Source organism: Burkholderia sp. 4NA327C6 (genome assembly GCF_005502655.1).
GTDB lineage: Bacteria > Pseudomonadota > Gammaproteobacteria > Burkholderiales > Burkholderiaceae > Burkholderia > Burkholderia contaminans.
Genome location: NZ_SCNZ01000060.1, coordinates 15,811 through 35,698 on the forward strand (window position 1 = coordinate 15,811; position 19,888 = coordinate 35,698).

Below are 19,888 nucleotides of genomic sequence, written 5' to 3' on the forward strand. Positions count from 1 at the left end.
CCGCTCGGCGGCTGCACAAAACACCTCACCTTGGAATTGACACCGGACGCTACTGTCCGTCCCCTTCAGGCAGAGCTACACAAAAAACCTCACCTTTCACAACGTCGCACCGTCGCCGTTTTGATAGTTAGATACCGGACAGCGCCTCCTTGAACGGCCTGGCGCCCGTATTTTCGGTGCAGAGCACTAGGGTTCCAGCGGCATCGCCGTTGCTTTTCGAGACACCTTAAGCGCAGCTGTGGCTTGTTTTTATCTAAAACATAAACCAACTAACAACCCACAGGGAAACCTCATCCTATTGAAATCAAACACTTACCGGCCGAAAGGTGAGATGGATTGTGCTGATGGTGCTGTGGATTGATACGAAAGGTGCGATCATTTCCCCACAAAGGTGAGGTAAAAAGGCGGGGAAGGTGAGGTGTTTGGGCTGAAAGGTGAGGTGAATTGTCGATTGAGGTGAGGGATGTTGTGGCGAGCTCGCAGCCAAGGTGAGGTAATCTGTGTTGACAGGTCACTATAGCCCGCATAACCTACCGGCCAACATCACAACCGACACGGAGCGACAACCGAATGGCCGAAGTAGGGCAACTTGCCACGTCGAGGCAACTGGCGTTGGCGTTATTCGAAGATGCCACTGCCGAAGGACTAGGGGTTGACGCAGCACGCTCCGATGTTGGGTTCGCGAGAAAGAACATCCTTATCCGGATCGTGGACCTTGGGGTCTCGGCGCGCCGTCTAATCGATGCTGCGTACTTTATCGTTGCTCAGGAAGATCGTGTTCACGACCTTTACGACGTTGAACTGGATTACTTCAAATGGTTAATGCGGTATTCAAGTCGTAACAATGCCCATCTCGAGCAAGTCATCACGGAAGCGCAAAAGGCATTGATTCAGGCGACCACGGCGCCGACTCCGGACGGTGATAAGCCCTTCGGCTCAGTGCAGCTTATCGGACGAGTTTCTTTCCAAGGGGGGCGATTTCAGTTTCGTGTCCCAACTGACCTAATTTCGATCATCCGAGGTCCCGGCAAATCTCATTGGCTGAGCCTGCGGATAACCTCCCTGTTCACTCTAAGCTACGCGCGGGTCATGTATGACCATCTCCTCCCGTTTGCTGATGAGGGGAGCACCGATTGGCTGACACTAGACGAACTTCGGGGTTGGCAGGGGGAAATGGGCGCCAACGCCCTAGTCTTCAAGTACTTCAAGCGCGATTGGTTAGAGCCCGCCGTCAAGCAGATTAATGAGCTTTCCGATATTACGTTGGAGTACGAAACAAGAAACGAACCAGGATCTCGAAAGATTGGAAGGTTACGCTTTCGGATCGCTCGGAAGGACGTTGCTGAACGCGTGCTTCACACGTATGAGGAAGCGCAAGAGATCTATCGAGTCTTGAAGCAAGAGTTCGGGCTGTCGAGTGACCAACTGAATCAGATCGGTGCAAATCGGGGAACCTATACCGACGACCGTCTACATCAAGCTATCGAGCGAACTCGGTTTAGTCTTAAGCTCGGGAAAGTGTCCAAAAGTCCGGCCGGCTTCTTTATGAAGGCATTGAAGGAGGGATGGGTTGTCTCTGATGCTGAACGGGAAATGATCACTGTCCAACAGACTCTTGCGCTGGTGGAGCAGCGTGAATTCGACGATAAGGTCAAGGCACAGTCCGTTGCGGCGCTTAACACGGCCGCTCAAGAATCAAGTGCACAAGAACGCATGCGAGAAGAGGCGCGCGCTGGCCGAGCTCAGTACGATGCAGCGGAGCAGAAGCAGAAGGATGAATGGCTGCGCACATACCTATCATCATCTGGTGGAAAGATCATGTTGCGACGTCTGAAGTTGAATCCTGACGTCGTCGATGAAGCAACGGTACTTGGGGACGTCGACCTCGTAGGTGACTTCGCACGATTCGTTTTCAACAAGACCAAGACAAAAGCGAAAGGGCCGGGCTCGCGGGCTCGAGCGGGATAGCCGTTGGCTCCAATTGTTGCAGTCTCCGTTCCAGTGAAAACGAACCCAGTGCGCCTATCCAGAACTTTGCGTGTGTGGCATTAACTGATCGCCAAGGAGCCACTTTATGCACGCAAACGCAAGGAAGAAGTGGCGATTGAACCGGGCTACGGCTGGAACCGGGACCCGGACCTCATCAAGCAACTCGTGCCCGGAACGCTGGATCGGGTGACGATCAACGAGCAGCTCGCGACCCTCAAGAAGGCAAACTTAGAGCGCGCGCTGGACGGTGAAGCACCCCACGACCTGGGCTACGATAAGGGCGACGCCAGGCCGGTAGACCGCACGAAACAGACGGTACCAGCGCGCAAGCGCATCGCTACCGACGATGACCTGCTCGACGTCGAAATTCCGCGCGACCGGGAAGGCACGTCTTGTCTTTGCGCCGGGTGTCCTTGCCCTAAGCTGGAATCACAGATACATCGCTAATAGGGCTTCGACCGCTGGCAAGTTGGCTATCAACCTTTCGATATTGGGCGACTCGATCTTGATGAACTTTCCAGTCCGACTCACTTTGATTGAGAGCTTCCGCGCGGCTACCAATGGCGGGCGACCTGTTGAGATTGATGATATGACATCGCCAATATCGAGTCCGCGGCCATTACCAATAATCGATGCGCGCAAGCAAGCTACGTTCGCGCCAACAGCGCGGATCACTTCCTCCAGCATCGCCGCGGTCCGAAACGAAACTCGCTCTTTTCCGCCGACTGCCGCAACAATTTCGTCTGGCAGCCTCGCCGCTCGAATCGCCGTCGACACGTAGCTCTTTGAGACGCCAAGAGAGCGGGCAAGGGTCGCCTGATTCGGCCACACTCCTTCGGCCAATCCGACTTGATAAAACTGGCCCAGCTCGATCGCCGAGGCACTCCGTTCGCGCAGCTTTGAGTGTTCGCTGGCAAAGCGCTCCAAATCATCATTAGATATGGGCCTTGCAGTCGCAACCGCGATTCCGACGTTCAAATCCGCGGCAGGTGAAAGCTTGGTCAACAAGATTGCCCCTTAACCGGTTGAGGGTCACACAGACCTAAGTACCTGATATTTCGAAGAAAGGCGTATAGTTTTTTCGTAGAACGCGTAGAACCTCAAGTGATTCTAGCAACTTCAACCACATGAGGGTCTATTTGGCGCGGGCGGTAAGGGGAAGAAAACGCTATCGGAATACTCGTCAAGCGTGCGCCGAAAAGAACCATCATTTGAATGAGCTTTCCGGCTCAAGACCCTCAACCGGTTGCACTCTTCCGGCGGCCGTTCCCGCCCGGTTGAGCCCCGCGCGAAAGGTGCGTGAAATCGCGGCTCTTTTGCCGCGATGTATTGTTTCTCCGGCTGTTTCAATGGACCCGAGCCAATTGGAACAACCGCGATGCGTTTCCCCCGACTCTTTCCGCGCAGCAAGAAGCAGGTCGCCTTGTCGCCTGCGCCCGGCTTCTATTCGAACGAAGATCCTGAGCAGATCATCTTCGATCAGTCCACGCGCTTGCGTGTGGAGGCTAACCATTGGAAAACCTTCTGTTTCCTCCTTGCGATCGTAGCGGGCGGGGCCGTCTACACACGCAATCCTGCGCCTTCCGTGGTCAAAGCTTACGGTGTCTCGTCAGATGCTGGCGGCAACCCCATCGTGACGCAACTGACTTCGTACAAGCCAGACGACCAGGCGAAGCGGAAGGCTCTGCGCGAAACCGTCGAACGATGGTTCACGATCGAGCCGGTATTAACCGATGACATCCAGTCATCGCGCATGGCCAGGAACATCAACGCGGTCAAGCAGCAGATGACTGGCAACGCCCGCAATCAGTTCGCCGACTGGTTGAAGACGGACGCGCCGTTCCAGCAAATCACGACGAATCCGAAGCTCGTACGTGAGTCCCGCGTGACCAACGTGTCCCTCCTCGAGGACTCCACCGCAATCGTCGAGTTCACCACGTCCACCACCCAGATGCCGTCGGACAAGCCCGTGGTTGTGCGTTACGCGCTCACAGTGCGCTACCAGATCGTTGCGCCGACCCAAGAGGACGCGCTCGGTAACAACCCGTTCGGCGTCTATTACCCGTTCTGGACACTGCAGAAGACCGCCGCATGAACCGACTCCGTACCCTTGCTGCGTGCGGCGCGTGCACAATGATCGCGACGGGCAGCGCTCTTGCTGCCAAACCCGCGGCGCCAGTGCTCCCGCCGACCCCGAACTTCGATCTTGCGACGATCATCGGCGATCCGATGAGTCCCGTGAATCCATACAACTCGGGCAGCGATCCGATCACCATGCCAGGCGATGCCCGCATGGCCGTGTTTCAGTACAGCCGCGACCAGATCTTCCGCGTCATGACGGCACCGCTGAAGGTGACAACGATCGAGCTCGCGCGCGGCGAGGTGCTGACCGCCGAGCCCGCGCTCGGTGATTCCATCCAATGGATGATCGATACCGACGGTGCGAATCACGTTTTCGTGAAGCCGACCAAACCGGGTCTAGTGAACACGCTGCATTTGACCACCAACATGCGCGAGTACGACATGACGCTCGTGTCGTCGCCGGTCGGCGGCCTGTTCTACCAGTCAGTGCGCTTCAACTACCCGAATTCACTGATGGCGAAAGTCCGTGCGCGCGAGGGCGGCGGCAGTGATAGCGCGGAAAGCAGCCTTTCCGGTGTCGCTTCGCAAACCGACTCCGGACCGATCGGCGTGACGCCCGACAAGCTGAATTTCGAGTACACCGTGTCCGGGTCGGGGGCGATCAAGCCGGAGACCGTGTTCGACGACGGCAAATTCGTCTGGATTCGCTTGCCGCAGAACGCGCCGTTCGCGGTGCCCACGGTAAGAGAGGGCGGCGACATCGTTAGCCCCAACTTTATCCGGCGTGGGCCGTACATCGTTGTCCAGCAGCTGGCGGATGAAATCACGCTGACGCGCGCGGGCGAAGCGGTCACGATCAAGCGTGGCCGCCGCGGCCTGTTTGGTTTCTGAGCGCGCAATATGGCCAAACAGACCGACACGTTGTCGCCGGAACAAGCGTCGCTCGTCAAGGGCAAGGTGCCGCGTAACGCCCTGATCGCGGTGGGCAGTATCGCCGCCATCGCAATTGGCGCGATCGGCTTCTACTACCAGACGCAGGACAGTCGCAAGGCGGACGAAGAGGCGCTTCGGCTCAAGAAAGAGCGCGCGGCAGAGGGCATCGACAAGAGCAATCGTCCGGAAGACGTCGACAAGATCATTGCCGATCAGCAGGCCGCTGCGCGTCGCGCAGCCTCCGAAGCGGCCGCGCGTGCCGCTTCCGCGCCGGCCGCCGACAAGAAGCCGAATCTCTCCGCCGATTCGCTCGTTCCAGATCAAGGCAACACGGACCTGAAGGCGAAAACGGCCGAGGACAATATCTACGCGTCACCCATTTTCAAGGATGGCCTGAAAACGCCAGCCGCCAATGCCCAGCAGCAACAGCAAATGCCAAACGGCGTTGTGACACCGCAGCAGATGCTGCAACAAGCGGCCGCGCAAGAGGCGGCGACGAACGCCGCGATCGCGCAGGCTACGGCCGCCGCCAAGGGCGGGCAAGCGCCTGGCGCCATGACGACGCAGCAACGCGATAACGAGTTCATGCACACCGTCGCCTTGCAAAGCGAGAACGGTCGAGATTTCCCCCGTACGGGCTTCGTGGGCCAGTCGCGCGGCTGTACGTTGTCGCCCCCTGCCAAGATCCCCGTGCTGTCGGCGGAGGCGCTCAACTCCGATCGTCCCGGTACGGCTTCGCTCGTCGTCGAGCGCGATGTCTATGACAGCCTCACCGGCACCTGCCTCGTGATCCCGTGGGGCACGACAATTACCGCACCATACAGCTCGGACGTACAACCCGGTCAGGAGTCGATCCTTGTCGCCGGTGCTGAAATGCGCCTGCCAAACGGAAAGCACGTGCCGCTCTTCGGCGCGCAGGGTGCTGACGGCAATGGGGCCGCCGGGTTCTCCGGGCATGTCAATAACCACTTCCTCAAGATCTATGGGGCGTCGTTCCTGACCGCGATCCTGCTACGTCGCTTCGACGGGGGCGATAGCTCCACGACCACAGGCCCGCTTGGTGTCACCCAAGTCGGCAGTACGGCCGGGCAGGTTGCCGCGCAGACCGCCCAATCCGTGCTGAGCCGCTACCAGAACATCCCGCCCACCATCACGTCCGATCCGGGCGAGCGTCACTTCATGCTCAAAGTCAATCGCGACATGGTCCTGGAGCCGTACCGCCCATGATGAAGCGACTCCTTTCCATTGCATCGCTGGCGCTCGGCGTCGCCACCGCCACCGCGCACGCGGCGACTACGATTTCTCAGGTGATCAGTCCGGTGAACGTCGTGATCTCGAGCGGCAAGGCCCGCGAGGTTGTCTCGTTGCCCGGCAAGCCGGTGTTCTTCTGCGGCCTCGAACCGTTCCTCGACTGGGCAGCGCCCCTTGTCGGGCAATCGGTGCACAGCGCACCGGACACGGGCATCACCGTGACGATCGACGGCCGCGATGTCTCGCTCGAGCAGTTGCTGGCCGACCGAGGCTGGTTGCAGCCGCCCGTGCTGTCGGACGACGCGCAAGCCGCCGTGACCGAAGGCCGTGGTGGCTGGGCGTGTGCGCCGGCTGTGGCACCGTTCGAGCTGCTGCGAACGAGTGTTGATCCGAAGGTATTGGCGGGCATCGCTTTGAACGAATCGGCCTACAACGGCCGGCCCTGGCCGTGGACGCTCAACGTTGCCGGTCAGGGACTGTTCTTCAAATCCCGGACGGACGCGTACAAGGCGATCGAAATGCTGATCGCGCGGGGCCGGTGCGATTTTGACGTCGGATTGTTGCAGATTAATTGGTGCTTTCACGGCAAGCGCTTCGCCTCTGCCTGGGATGCGCTCGCGCCGGCGACCAATGTGCGCGTGGCCGAGCAGATCCTGAACGAAAACTACGAACGCACCGGTTCCGTGGAGAAGGCGATTGCCTATTACCACAGCGCGAACCCGGCGCCGGGTCGTGCCTATCTCGCGCGATTCGTGCGCCACCTCTCCATGATCGAGGCACGCCGATGAAGCGCACGCTCACACGCCTCGCTTGCGCATGCGCGGCACTCTTCTATGGGACCGCTTACGGAGCAAACACCGATCCGTTCGATTTCGATTACGAAATCATGGGCGGCATTGCCGAGCGTCCTGCATTGATTTTCAATGACGGTGCGAAGACGTATATCCAGCCGCGTGCCGGTCAGGTCATCACCGCCGACGGCGCTCACAACGAAGGACCGTATGTGGTGGTCGACGGCACGCCGCAGACCATCAGCTACAAGGTGGCGGGGCGTGCGGCGACCGCGCGCTGGAAGAAAGCGAATACGTTCATCGGCGGCACCGGCACGCTCGCCGCGCTGCACGACGATCAGCCGGCCGGGTTTGACGGCTTTACCAACCGGCTGACGATTATCGGCACGCGCGGGGCGCTCGAGCCCGTTCGCCCACTGCACACGTCAACGCCCGTGGCGAACGTCGTGAAGGCGCTGGTGCCGCAAGGGTGGACGGGTGCCGCCCAGAAGGACGTCGACCTGACGAACGCGGCCGCGTTTGACACGCACGACGGCGAGAACTGGTTGCAGGCGCTGGATCGGCTGCTGACCCAGACCGGTCTGTATGCCGACGTGGATTTCGGTGCGCACCACATCCGGTTGCATCGCGACGTACCGAAGTCCGCTGCACTGAACTATGCCGCGAGCGAGCGCCGGACCGACGAGGCCGGGCTGGAAGCGGTGGTCGCGAGTGCTTCTGCGCCGCCGGCGCCGGCATCGCAGCTGGCCGAACGGTTCGGCGCGCAGGCGATTCGCGATGGCGACGATACGCACACGCAGATCCGGTTCGCCGCGCGGCCGGGCAAGGACGTGACCTTCCTGACCCCGGACGGCAAGTCATTGCACCCGGGCTGGGATCCCGCGACGAACGTGATGACGATCGATCGCGCCGAGCGAATCGTCGTGGCTGACGCGTCTAATCGCGTCGAAGTCAGCCGTGACGCGAAGACCGTCTACGACTTCGATCAGCCAAACCGTGCGCGGCTCGAAGCCGTGTTCGATCGCGAAGGGCGCACGTACTTCAAATTCGCGGAATCCGTCGTGAAGGTCGGCGTGACCGACTCGCGGCATCTCGGCATGGGCGAGCAGAAGGGCCGGTACTACATGTTTGAAGGCACGGACGACCAGTTCGCCGTCACCGCCGACGGGAATGTGGTCAACGTGAAGCGTCGTCACGAAGTGACCTATCGGGAGGTGCCGTCGGCGGCTCTTGCTCCTGCGCCGGCAGCGGCAGCGACACCGAACCTCGCGCAATCGAAGGGAGGGGCGGCATCGTGATCGGCCTTCGTTCGATTCTCGCGTGCGTGCTGTTTGGCGCGGGCGCGGTGTGTCGTGCCGACTGCATCGATGACGCGGCCACTTACCACCGCCTGAATCCGCGGCTGCTGCGCGCGATCGCCCAGCACGAGTCTGGCATGCGCCCCGACGCGATCAACCGCAACTCCAATGGCAGCGAGGACATCGGCCTGATGCAGATCAATTCGTCCTGGCTGCCGAAGCTCGCGCAGTACGGGATTCGTCGCGAACACCTGTTCAACGCCTGCGTGAGCGCGTACGTCGGCGCGTGGATCCTCGCCGCGAACATCAAGCAATTCGGGCCGAACTGGAAGGCGGTCGGTGCGTATAACGCAGTCACGCCTTCGAAGCAGCTCGTCTATGCGAGCGCGATTTACCGCCGCCTCATGCAGGGCCAATAACCATGCTGATCACCCACCGATCCCGCGCGCTGACGCGCGCCCTTGTTGCCGCGACCCTGATCGTGACGACCGTGAATGTCCGCGCAGCCGTCGATCCCGACGGGTGGCAGATCCTCGCTTCCGTTCCGAAGGTCACGCCGCAGGCGCCAGCGGCGGCCAAAACCCCTGCGGGTGCGTCCGTGGCGAGTGTGGCGCCCGCTTCCGGCTCGGGTTCGGCCGATGTCGCGGCTGTAGTTTTGCCCGGTGCCAGCACATCGGCGACGCCTAGCACGCTGACGTTTTCAGTGACGCCGCAGGACGTGAACCTGCGCGACGCGCTGGATCGGTGGTTGCAGCAGCAGGGCTGGCAGCTCGCGTGGAAGATCGACGACGACTTGCCGCTGGAATTCAACGCGACCTTTACCGGCGACTTCACTTCCGTGCTGCAACAGGTCATGAAGGCGACGAACCACATGCGCACGCCGACGCGCGCATGCCGCCATACCAATCAAGTCATCCGCGTGATCGTGCGCGCGGGCAATTGCCAGGACTGAACCATGCGCATGCACCCATTCAAATCCGTCGTGGCGATTGCGGCCGCCGTGCTGGCCTCGGGCTGTGCCGTGACGCAGCAGGACGTGAACAGCAGCTACGACGCCGCACACCGCACTATTTCTGACGCGTTGGCGAAGGGTCCGGAGTCGATGGCCCTCGTTGAAGACGTGCCGACCGCGTTCCTCGGCGACCGGCTTGTGCCGCTTGCATACGAGGCCACGCTGCCGGCCGTGTTCCGCGAGAAAAGCGTCACGCTTCCGGCGAACCTCGGCATCCGGCAGATCGCGACGCTGATCTCGACGGCTACGGGCTATCCGGTTCATCTGAGTCCGGATGTCTTCGTCCCGCGAGATTCGCTGGTGCCCGGTCAGGGCGACGGAAAGGCACCGTCCCGCAATCTCGCTGCGAAGACTGAAGAGCCGGTCTATCCGCAGCCCTTCACCGGCAAGGTTGGCCTGTACATGCGCAACATGACCACGGATCTTGGCCTCGACTGGTCGTTCGATGGCGGGTCAATCAACGTGTCCAGATTTGTGACGCGGATGTATCAGATTGCCGCGATCCCCGGCAAAGTTTCGATCAAGTCGACGATGAGCAAAGGCATGGACACGTCGACCGGCAATCAATCGGGTGGCAGCAGCGGCGGCAGCTCGGGCGGCAATACCGGGTCGTTCTCGGCACAGACCTCGACCGGTCGCGAGGGCGACTTCGATCAGATTGCCTCGATCACCGCCGAGATCGACAAGCTGAAATCGCCGATGGGCCGCGTCAGCGTGAACCCGCAGAGTCGCCTCGTGATGGTGTACGACACGAAAGAGGCGGCGGACAACATCGGCAAGCTGTTGCAGCACGAGAACGCGATCTCGACGCGCCAGGTCGCGGTCACGGTGCGCACAATTCAGATTTCGCTGAGCAAGGGCAGTGAGGCGGGCGCGAACGCGGATGTCGTGTTCAATGCGATGCATGCAGGGCTCGCCCGCTACGCAGTCAGCTTCGCGTCGCCCACGTCGCTGGCAACGGGCGGTGGCTCGGTGGGCGTTTCGGTATTGCGCCCGGACGCCCCGTTCTCTGGCACGAATGCGGCGATCAACGCGCTGAACAAGTACGGCCGCACCGTGCAGGACAACACGATGACCAAGATGACGCTCAACGGGCTGCCGGTGTCGGTCGCGTCGTTCCAGAGCGACGACTACCTGCGCTCAACGTCGCCGTCGGCCGGCACGCTGAACGCGACGTCGGGTGGCGTTCCAGGCTTGACGCCTGGCACGATCACCACGGGCGACTTCGTCAACGTGCTGCCCGCAGTCAACGACCACAATCAGATCGTGCTCGCGTATTGGGCGGACAGCTCGAAGCTGAACGGCCCCTTCACCAGCGCGGGGGTAGGTTCGGGCCAGACACAGCAACAGATCCAGCTGGCGCACACCATTGGCACCAAGGATGATCAGACGATCGCGCTGTCTGATGGGCAGACGGTTGTCCTGTACGGCGCGATGACGGATCACGCCGACAGTACGACGAATGCGGGCATCGGTGGGCTCACCGGGTCATGGAACAAGTCGAAGACGTTCCAGATCATCATGTTGAAGGCGACGGTCGTTCCGTCGATGTGACGCGATGATGCACATCACCGAACCCCTGCCGACCGACAAGCGTGCGCGGCTCGTCTTCGGCCTCGATTGGCGGGCCTATCCGGTCAAAGGTGGCCGGGGCGAGCGCCGCCGCTACGCCGACGCATTCGGCGCGACGCATTTCGTCGAGTACAAGATTGGCGACGAGCTGATCGGCGGCTTCGCGATGCCCGAATCGGCCGACGTCAAGGGGGCGCGACTGTATTCGGGCGCGGCACGCGTCGCACTGCATGACCGAATCAGGAGCCGGCCCGCGGCATTGGTCCTGCTGCAGGATGGCCAGCGCGTGCACGCCGTGTTCGTGGTGCGCGGCGCGGTGCGCAGCGACGAGGTGTTGTCTCCTGAAACCGCGCAGGCGCGCCGTCTCGAGATCGAGCAGGAATGTCTCAAGGGAAATCTGGCGCTCGCCACCTTCGGCGCCGGCGACCGCATCGGCGACATCGACGAGCCGTTTCAGGCGAGCGAGCTACTCGGGAACCGCAAGGCCGGCCGCCTCACGAAAGTACCGGTCTCCATCCCGGCTGCGATTCCGCTGCTGTTCATCACGGGCGCGACCATCGTTGGTGGCGCGAAGCTGATGGACGCGCTGTCGCCGCCACCGCCGCCGCCGCACGTCCCGACGTATGCGGAGCGCTACGCCGCTGCCGTGCGCAGCACGTTCTCTCGCTCGCTGCCGCGTGCGTCCGCACTGGGGCCAGCCCTGCTTACGGCGGTCGGCGGCAACGAATCAGTGCGAAAAGGATGGGTTTTCAAGGAAGCGAACTGCCCGACGTCCGGCTATTGCACGATGACGTTCCGGCGGCAGGGCGGCACGTTTGCCGATTTTGAAGGCGCGGCGACCGCGGCAATGCGGCCGGTGACTTTCTCGCGCGACGGACTCACGTCGACCGCCCGCGGGCCGGCGGTTCCGAATGTGGACGTGCTGTCGGCGAAGGAGTCGTCCCAGTGGCCGTCTGAACAGACCTTCATCGAAGCGGTGCAAACGCCGCCGCAGCGCATGTCATCCCAACCGTTCGAAATCCGCGCGTACGGCTACACCGTCACGCTGGGAGAAACGCGCCCGCTCATCCCGGCTCCCGTAGCGGGGGAAGGGGGCGGCGATATCGCCCGGATCATCAAGCAGGGTGACTGGACGATCGAGGGATTTCGATGGCAAGCGCCGTTGCTCGCGAAGCTGCCGCCCAACATGACGCTCGAATCACTCAAGGTCGAACTGCGCCTCACCCAAGGTGCCGGGGCAACGACGAACAGCGACACGGGCGATGCGCCTTATGGCGTCCATTTCACCGCGAAGGGGAAATATTTTGTTCTTGATTAAGCAAGCACTCGTCGCGGCGGGCGCCGCGCTAGCCGTGACCGCCTACGCGGAATCGGCGACGCCTCGACTGTCGATCGACGACATCGATCAAGTCGCGCGGGCCAGTATCGTGCGCCAGTTGTCGGGTGGGGCGCCTGGCTCCTCGACGCTGTCACCGAACGTCGGCGGGATGACAGCGCCGCAGCCCGGCATCGTGGCGAGCGGCGCTGTCGCGTCAGGACCTGCGAAGCCAGCGGCGAAGTCGGCCGCCCCGACGCATGCGCGAGCCGAACCGGTCTCGTTTCTCGGTGCATCGCGCGACGAATCGGGTTCCTACGTGCTGTATCTCTTTCAGGGAGCGATCTATCCCGCGCGCGTCGGCGCGACGCTGCTCAACGGCTGGAACGTGAAAGCGGTTGATGGCTACGCCGTCACGGTCGCCGAAGGCAAGCGCACCTGGAAAGAGTCGATCCGTGCTGCTGTCCCGGTACCGTCCGCGTCGACGAATTCGGTCCGATCATTGATCGATCTGGCTTCACCTCTACCGTCCGGCGGCCCGATTCCCGGCACGCCGATTGGGGGTGCGCAATGAGCATGTTTGCGGATATCGATTCGCCGGAACCGGCCAAGCAGGGCCTGCTCGGTCGGCTCAAGGCGTTGAAGCCCAGCTTCGTGGGCAACTCGGCTGCCGCGATGCCCATCGTGGGCAAGGTCCCCGTGGATGCCGACGAACCACCGCGTTCCTTCGAACCGCGGGAACCCCGGTTCAAGTCGACCAGCAAGCCGGTCAGTTCCCGTCAGGCCGCTGATGGCCAGCCGATGACGATGGGCATGCGTCTGAGGATGGCGCAAGCGGAAATCGAGGACGTCACTGCCGTTGACGACGCCCAGATGCGTGTCGACGGGCAGGCGGAGGTCGCCCCGCGTGTCGATGGCACCGATGCAGTTGAAGGCACCTCGGCGATCCAAGTCAATCCGCCGGATTCGCAGCCAGCCGCCGTCGAGACGACAGCGGCGCCGCGCGAAGCCGATCGGGTGGACGCGACCGACCCTGTAGCCGAAGCCTCGCCCGACGCTGCTGTTCGCACGGGTGAGGGAGAGACGCGGCGCCCAACGTCCGCCGCCGACGAGCCGCCGACGATTCGTCGCATCGGCGTCGACCTGGTCGACTCCCCCACGATGGCGCTTGCGAGCGGCCTGCCGCGGTTGGTTTCCGCCGAGGCGATCACGTTCAAGCGGATTCTCTGCCAGCGCGATCCGAACGCCGCGCTTCGCATCACCGATGCGGCGCGCCGGGAGTTCATTGCCGTCGAACTGCAGGCAGGGATCTCGATTGTCGTGACGACGCAGCGCTTCCATGAAGGTCAGCTGTACGCGACGTACCTGAAGGATCTTGCGCGCGCGGATATCGCCGTTCATGAAGAAATGGTGGCGGACGAGGACGTCATCACCGCGCTCTACGACAAGGAGAAACAGCGCGCGGCCAACGTGATCCCCGAGTCGTCCCGTGCGATTGGCACATTCCGCGACGTGCTGGAGGCTGCGCACGCTTATGGGGCGAGCGACGTTCACTGGGAGTACCGAGACTACGCCGACGATGTGGAGCTGCGCCTGCGCGTCGACGGCGATCTGTACTCATACCGCAAGATGCCGAAGGCGCTGGTCCGCCGCGCGCTGTCTGCGGCTTATCAGGACCTGGTCCAGCGCAATACCAACTCGGGCGAAACGTTCCAGCCGAGCGCGCCGCAGTCCGCGATGATTCCGCTCGTGGCACACATGGATATCATGAACATTCGCTGGCAGAGCGCGCCGCTCGTCGGTGGGTTCGATGTCGCGCTGCGCCTGCTCGATGGCAATTTCAAGAACTACAAGGTCCTGCTTCCGGAGGATATGGGACTGGAGGCGAGTCAGCTGGCGATCATCGAGATGCTCGGCAAGGTCAGCGGTGGAGCGACGTTCCTGACCGGCGAAACGGGTTCGGGCAAAACGACGCTGTTGCGCGCGCTGTCGTATTTGTTGCCCAATCGGGATCTCAAAAAGCAGTTCGCCGTCAACGAGCCGTCCGAAGTGCCCGCGCCGTGGTTGTCCGATATCTCGCTCCAGCGGCGTCCGGGCGAGACGGATGCAGACGCGAACCGCAAGATCGTGGAGGTGATTCGCACGCTGATGCGCATGGATCCCGACGATCTGACGATCGGCGAGGTGCGCGACACGGTACTCGCCGGCCTCGTCGCCGAGCTCGCGCTGACGGGCCATCCGGTGCGCGCGACGCTGCACGGGGACAACATCATCGGGGCGGTCATGCGACTGGTGGGTGGGCGCCTGAACCTGCCGATGGATGAGGTTGCGTCCGGGAAGTTTCTCAATGCCGTCGGCAATCAGAAGCTGATTCCGAAGTTGTGTCCGCACTGCAAGCGACCGGCACGCGACGTCCTGTCGCCGCGTCAACTCGCGTTGCTCGAGACGAAGTTCGGGCTCGACACATCGAACATGGCCTGCCGCGACGAAGAGGGATGCCAGCACTGCCGTCGACCGGGTTTGTTCACGCGCGCAGGCAAGGTGGCGGCCGGGATCAAGGGGCAGACGCTCGCGATGGAGTTGTATCAGCCAACGCCCGAATTCCTCGATCGCGTGGTCGAGCGGGATTGGCGCGGGGCCGAGCGCGTGTTCCGTACCAGCCGGAAGACTGAGTTCGGCGACGCGGACATGACTGGCAAGACGGTCTACGAGCATGCGCTGTACAAGGCTGCGTGCGGCCTCATCGATCCGCGCTTTATCGACGAATCGATGTGCGCGTTCGACACATACCGCGTATTCGCGGATCAAGGTGGGGTGCTGCCGTCATGATCAAGTCGATCACTTATTCGATGTTCATGGCATTGCCCGCCAGTGAACGGATGAAGCTCGCGACGTGGCGTTTCAAGAAGATGCGCGAGATGTTCTATCGGGAAACGCGGCTGGACATCGCAAAGAAAGGGCTGCGCAACAGCGAGACGTTGCTGGAGCGCCTGACGACGCTCGAACAGCGCCACCGGGCACGAAAGAACTGGGTGTGGCCGGTGTTCCAGAAGGTCGCGCAGCGCATGCGGGCGGGCGACGATTTCGCCACGGCGATCAAGTCGTTTATCCCGAACGACGAATATGTATTGCTGGATCTGGCCGGCCAATCGCCGCGCGACGACGCGGCCGTACGCGGACTCGAATTGGCCGAGATGGCGGCGCACGCGAAAGGCGTGCTGGCGGCGACCACGTCGCTGCAGATGGCGTATCCCGCCTTTCTGCTCGTTTATTTGTACGCGTTCTGCGTGTTGTTCGGCTCGGAAATTCTGCCGGAGGCGCGCGACGTGAAGCCGCTGGAACAATGGTCTGACGCGGGCCAGATCATCTATGCGATTGACACGTTCTGCGCGCAGTACTGGTGGCTCACGGGCGCTATCGTGGCCGCGCTGGTGGTCGCCTATTTCCACACGCTCAAGCGTTGGGTCGGTCATGTCCGCAACCGGATCGATGCAATGCCCTTGATGTGGCGCAACCGGCGCGACCTGCGCGCGGCGCTGCTGATCGTCTCGTTGGCCGGGCTGTTCGATTCGAACCTCACGTTGCGCGCCGCGCTGGACCGTCTGACGAAGTCAGCGGACCCGTGGCTGCGGTGGCATCTGCGCCGCATGAGTGCGCGGCTCACCGCTAATCCCGATCAACCCATGCGCGCGCTCGACACCGGGATCTTCTCGGAAGCGACGATCGACATCATGACCGACGCGGCTGGACGCGACCAGTTCGTCGAGTCGATCAAGGATCTCGGCCAGAACTCGCTCAACCGCGTGGTCGAGACCGTGCGCCGCAACGCGAAGATCACCCACTACGTGCTGCTTGGCTTTGCCGCGCTTGCGTTTCTCACCCTCGGCCTCGGCTCGTATGTCGCGACCGGCGCGGTGAGCTTCGACAGTGCTCCATCAACTGCTGCGAAATCTTTTTGAGGAACATCATGAACAACAACATGCCGATTAAACGAACGAATCCCTATTCCCGAATCGTGCGGCGCCGCAAGGAGAAGGGCGAGCTGTCGATGATCGAAGCCGCTGCCGTGATGGCCGGCGCGGCACTGCTTGCCTTGATCGTCTATCAGGGGCGAGGCTATGTGATGGATCGCATCCACGCGCATCAGTTCAAGAGCGAGGCGCAACTGTTCCGCAGCGGCATTCAGGACGCGACCTCAAGCGACATCGATTTTTCGGGCGAAACGCTGACGACGCTCGCGCAGAACCACGCTTTCGATTCTGCAGGGTCGCGGATCAATCTTGCATCGGGGACCCTGACGGGCATCTTCGGTGGTTCAGTGAGCGCGGCACCTGGCACGGTCTCGTCGGGCAACGACGCAATGGTGCTGACGTATCCGGTGCCGGCGACCGTGTGCACGCTGGCTGCAGGAGCGATCGCGGGCGCGTACACGATGGTCAAGATCAACAACACGACGGTCTCCGGCCCATCGACCACGTTCAACGGGACGACGGTGGGACAGGCATGTGCATCCGCTGGCGCGACAGCGAGCATCGCGATGTACGCGACCCACGGCAACTAAGGACGGGCCATGTTCAGCATCATCGAGATGGCGATCGTCCTCGTTGCGATGGCGCTGCTGACCATTCAGGGCATCAAGGATGACGTGGCGAAGCGCCGAACGGCGATGCTGACGGCCGAAGGCCAGAATGAGGCGGTGATCAACGCCGCGCTTGGAAACTGGGTGACGGACAACTACGGCGCACTCGTTGCTCAGCTGGTCGCACCCGGGCCGACGGCAGTCACGCCACCGACTTTGGCGCAACTGCAGTCGGGCGGCTATCTGAAGGTCAACTACGCGGCCGGCCCGATCTGGGGCGACACCTACATGATCCAGATGAGCGTCGGGCCGGCCGGCTGCTCGACGGGCGGATCGTCGTGTCAGGTTTCCTATCTGTTTTACCCGTCCAAGCCGGTCACAAAGAATGGGCAGCCCGATGTCGCGGGCGCAGGTGTCGTCGCGCAGGCAGCCGGCAACGGATTCGGTTTTTCGAAGACACAGAATTCGTCGACGGTCTATGGGTTGAATGGCGCGTGGAATGCATCGAATCCCTTAGCTGGCGCACCGGCCGCCGTCGTGATGGCAACGAATGGGCCGACGACGAACGGCAACTCGGTGTACATCCGTCGCGATGGCTCGTTGACCTGGACCGGGGACCAGAACGCCAACGGCGTGAGCATCGACAACCTGAAAAATGTCACGGCAACGGGCAATGTGCAGGGTAAGCAGCTGCTCTCAAACAACAATGGAAGCGTCTCAACGGTCGTGAATGACGGATCGGGCAACACGAACGTTTACCAGAATGGCATGTTGCAGATCCTCAAGAGTGGTACGGCAACCTTTGTGCCGCTGCATTCTGGTGACGTGATCGCCGAAGGGACGGTACGGCCGGCGGCGATTGCCACACCAAGAACGTCGTGTCCGGTCAATGGCGCGGCCGCCCAGAACAGCGATGGTCGTGGGCAATGGTTGTCATGTCAGGACAACGTGTGGCTGCCGATCGGCGGCACCGCCCTGCGCTACAACTACTACCTCGTCCAGAACGGTTGGGGTGTGCCGGCGCCGCCCTGTTCGGCTGGCGGGACGCCGCAAATTGTCGCGAATCTGCAGAACGTCTATGTCGACACAACGGCGACCGTGAACGTCACGACGTCGGGTTCGGGCCCGTGGACAGTTTCGATTACAGACGGGAATGGCAGCGGGATTAGCGGTTCAGCGGTTGTCGAGACCTATTGCGCGTATTAACGGAAGTGAAGAAATGAATTTCTTGCTGCGAGTGATGCTCGCATTCGTGTGTTGGCTGACCATGGCAGGGCATGCTGACGCCGCGCCGGTGCGCTGCTCTTACGGTTATCAGGACTCGACGTGTACGACACCGCTCCGAAATGGGCCGATCCCGCAACCGCTGTGTTCGACGGGGCCGGGTTGGACGACTACGACCGCTGCTGTCTGGCAGGGGGCACGCTGGAGCGCACCGCAGTGCAATTACCAAGCTCCGCCGTCTTGCCCTGCTGGGCAGGTTATGACAAGCGCTCCCATGTGGAACGGGTCTAGTTGGAGTCAGCCGGTATGCCAGTTGCCAGCCCCCCAGCTCCCGGCTCAGACGAATTGGGCGCAAATTTGCAACCAAGCTGCTGCAGCGAGAGGATATTCCACGCACTTCACAAACAGTATGTTCAACCCATACACCTTCGGAACGGGGGTAGCGACGATGGGGGGGGACGATGGGATGGCGATTGGGCCTCCGTATATTAACGGTGACCTGTCAACGAATCAGTACGATGCAACATGCTTCGTGAGAATCGATAACGGAGCCATCTATCAACTTTGGATTGTGGAGTATGACGGCTACCAGGCCGGCAACTAGGAAAAAAGCGCCCGTCCGGGCGCTTCTCGTTGTTGCCAGCAATTCAGCCCACGATGTTGCCCGTCGTGAAGCTGAAGTTGCGAGAGAAAGGGGAGCCGTTCACCGTTCCAGTGATCGACACGGTGTATGTAGTGTTCGGCAGCAAGGCTGACGCCGGATAAGCAACGGCTTCGTATGCCTGGACGATCTTGTTCGGATCGTTCGCCGAATATAGCAACTGAAGGCTCAAAACATTGCCGGACGTATCGGTCATCGAGCCAGACTGCAGCACGATCGTGTCCGTGGAGTCGCCCATCATAACAACAGGGGTACCCCACCCAGAGCCGCTGACATTCGGCGGCGTCGGGCTCTCCCCCGTCGACTTATAGGGAACGCCAGTGACACCTTGGCACGGGAAGGTGACGGGGGAGTTACCTAACGTCTGCGTCTGCGTGTTGATGAGACTCAGGCTTTGCCAAGCAGACGTCCACGTGATACCGCTAGATGTGGCTTGAGTTTCGTACTCGCCAATGCCGACTGTATTGACCGGGTAAAGAACCACTCCGGAGTGGTAAACGCCCGCGATCAGAGAATTGATGAATTCTTGTCCGGATGCCGATGCTGAGAAACTCGTGGTTTGCGACGTGTTTCCCCCGCTGGCGCCCGACCCATTAGCCGCGCTGGGAAAGCCAGCAGTGACGGCGCGGGCGACATATGTTGCTCCCGTGAATCCGGTGTTTCCGGAAACTTCGGTGTCTGTAATCGTATTGTTCACACCCAAATACTTCGCGTGGGCCTGGGCCGCTTGATCGAGAACGGTGTTCTCCTTGAGAGCCGGAAAGCCGCATTGCGTGCGGTACTGGTTCAGCAAATTGAACGCGGCGAGCTGCGCGCTGCCTTGCGCATACTGCGGCGAATCGAGTGTTCCCGTAACGGCGACCGGCGTCGATCCGCCGCCCGATGAGCCGGAACCGCTGCCGGTCGAGCCCGTGGAACTACCGCCGTCACCGCCACCACCACAGGCTGCGAGCGCCAGAAGTGCCGCGATCGAAAGGGCCCAAAGGGAGGTGGTCTTGAGTTTCTTCATTTGCTGTTCCTCGTTTGTTGGGCGCGCCCGTTGCACACCCTTAATTTCATCTTATCGACCGCCTGACGAAGTCAAGTCTGCGCCGCCGATTTCCGATTCTTGGTGCGGCCGGGCCGAGCCAAAAGATCGCCAGTTCCTGATATCGGCCGTTTTGGGTTAGGACTTGAATCAC

Annotated in this window: 17 protein-coding genes and 1 pseudogene; 16 read left to right on the forward strand and 2 right to left on the reverse strand. The window is 61.6% G+C overall.

Annotated elements, in window-relative coordinates; all coding sequences use genetic code 11:
• Positions 1-570: 570 nt before the first annotated feature.
• Both FFS49_RS36680 and FFS49_RS36685 read left to right on the forward strand, forming a co-directional pair.
• Entirely contained in the window at positions 571-1,968 is a 1,398-nt protein-coding gene (locus FFS49_RS36680; protein WP_060090949.1) for a replication initiation protein, read from the forward strand.
• A gap of 129 nt (positions 1,969-2,097) precedes the next feature.
• Positions 2,098-2,379 (forward strand): annotated as a pseudogene (locus FFS49_RS36685) (IS256 family transposase); the annotation flags it as partial.
• A gap of 39 nt (positions 2,380-2,418) precedes the next feature.
• Here FFS49_RS36685 and FFS49_RS36690 read toward each other — a convergent pair.
• Positions 2,419-2,997 (reverse strand): hypothetical protein, encoded by a 579-nt coding sequence (locus FFS49_RS36690; protein ID WP_137910377.1) that lies wholly within the window; start codon positions 2,995-2,997, stop codon positions 2,419-2,421.
• 370 nt (positions 2,998-3,367) lie between these two features.
• Between FFS49_RS36690 and FFS49_RS36695 the strand changes: the two genes are divergently transcribed.
• Genes FFS49_RS36695 through FFS49_RS36760 form a run of 14 tightly spaced genes read left to right on the forward strand, consistent with a single transcriptional unit; the run spans position 3,368 to position 18,028 of the window.
• On the forward strand, positions 3,368-4,084 hold the full coding sequence (locus FFS49_RS36695) for a type IV secretion system protein (RefSeq protein WP_060090953.1): 717 nt from the start codon (positions 3,368-3,370) through the stop codon (positions 4,082-4,084).
• Positions 4,081-4,962: a TrbG/VirB9 family P-type conjugative transfer protein gene (locus tag FFS49_RS36700; RefSeq protein ID WP_060090955.1), complete on the forward strand. Its 882-nt coding sequence runs from the start codon at positions 4,081-4,083 to the stop codon at positions 4,960-4,962. Before FFS49_RS36695 ends, FFS49_RS36700 begins: the two co-directional genes overlap by 4 nt.
• 9 nt (positions 4,963-4,971) lie before the next feature.
• Entirely contained in the window at positions 4,972-6,231 is a 1,260-nt protein-coding gene (locus tag FFS49_RS36705) for a TrbI/VirB10 family protein (RefSeq protein WP_060090957.1), read from the forward strand.
• Positions 6,228-7,043: a transglycosylase SLT domain-containing protein gene (locus FFS49_RS36710; protein WP_060090959.1), complete on the forward strand. Its 816-nt coding sequence runs from the start codon at positions 6,228-6,230 to the stop codon at positions 7,041-7,043. Before FFS49_RS36705 ends, FFS49_RS36710 begins: the two co-directional genes overlap by 4 nt.
• Complete coding sequence (locus FFS49_RS36715; protein WP_060090961.1) at positions 7,040-8,344, forward strand: TrbG/VirB9 family P-type conjugative transfer protein; 1,305 nt, start codon at positions 7,040-7,042, stop codon at positions 8,342-8,344. The genes FFS49_RS36710 and FFS49_RS36715 overlap by 4 nt, the downstream gene beginning before the upstream one ends.
• Positions 8,341-8,763 (forward strand): lytic transglycosylase domain-containing protein, encoded by a 423-nt coding sequence (locus tag FFS49_RS36720; RefSeq protein WP_060090962.1) that lies wholly within the window; start codon positions 8,341-8,343, stop codon positions 8,761-8,763. Before FFS49_RS36715 ends, FFS49_RS36720 begins: the two co-directional genes overlap by 4 nt.
• A 2-nt stretch (positions 8,764-8,765) precedes the next feature.
• Positions 8,766-9,296 carry a toxin co-regulated pilus biosynthesis Q family protein gene (locus FFS49_RS36725; protein ID WP_060090965.1) on the forward strand — a complete coding sequence of 177 codons (531 nt, stop codon included), beginning with the start codon at positions 8,766-8,768 and terminating at the stop codon, positions 9,294-9,296.
• A gap of 3 nt (positions 9,297-9,299) precedes the next feature.
• The gene (locus FFS49_RS36730) at positions 9,300-10,910 is read left to right on the forward strand and encodes a hypothetical protein (protein WP_060090967.1); all 1,611 of its coding nucleotides are present in this window, start codon (positions 9,300-9,302) and stop codon (positions 10,908-10,910) included.
• A gap of 4 nt (positions 10,911-10,914) precedes the next feature.
• The gene (locus FFS49_RS36735; RefSeq protein ID WP_060090969.1) at positions 10,915-12,246 is read left to right on the forward strand and encodes a hypothetical protein; all 1,332 of its coding nucleotides are present in this window, start codon (positions 10,915-10,917) and stop codon (positions 12,244-12,246) included.
• Positions 12,200-12,817 (forward strand): hypothetical protein, encoded by a 618-nt coding sequence (locus FFS49_RS36740; RefSeq protein ID WP_060091004.1) that lies wholly within the window; start codon positions 12,200-12,202, stop codon positions 12,815-12,817. The genes FFS49_RS36735 and FFS49_RS36740 overlap by 47 nt, the downstream gene beginning before the upstream one ends.
• Positions 12,814-15,072 (forward strand): ATPase, T2SS/T4P/T4SS family, encoded by a 2,259-nt coding sequence (locus FFS49_RS36745; RefSeq protein WP_060090971.1) that lies wholly within the window; start codon positions 12,814-12,816, stop codon positions 15,070-15,072. Before FFS49_RS36740 ends, FFS49_RS36745 begins: the two co-directional genes overlap by 4 nt.
• Positions 15,069-16,202, forward strand: a complete 1,134-nt coding sequence (locus tag FFS49_RS36750) for a hypothetical protein (RefSeq protein ID WP_060090973.1) — start codon at positions 15,069-15,071, stop codon at positions 16,200-16,202. Before FFS49_RS36745 ends, FFS49_RS36750 begins: the two co-directional genes overlap by 4 nt.
• Positions 16,203-16,210: 8 nt before the next feature.
• Positions 16,211-16,804, forward strand: coding sequence for a type 4 pilus major pilin (locus FFS49_RS36755; RefSeq protein ID WP_060090976.1), 594 nt, complete (start codon positions 16,211-16,213; stop codon positions 16,802-16,804).
• Positions 16,805-16,813: 9 nt separating this feature from the next.
• Positions 16,814-18,028 carry a hypothetical protein gene (locus FFS49_RS36760; protein ID WP_060090979.1) on the forward strand — a complete coding sequence of 405 codons (1,215 nt, stop codon included), beginning with the start codon at positions 16,814-16,816 and terminating at the stop codon, positions 18,026-18,028.
• A gap of 665 nt (positions 18,029-18,693) precedes the next feature.
• Here the strand turns inward: FFS49_RS36760 and FFS49_RS36770 are convergent.
• Positions 18,694-19,716 (reverse strand): CAP domain-containing protein, encoded by a 1,023-nt coding sequence (locus FFS49_RS36770; RefSeq protein WP_060090983.1) that lies wholly within the window; start codon positions 19,714-19,716, stop codon positions 18,694-18,696.
• Positions 19,717-19,888: the final 172 nt, after the last annotated feature.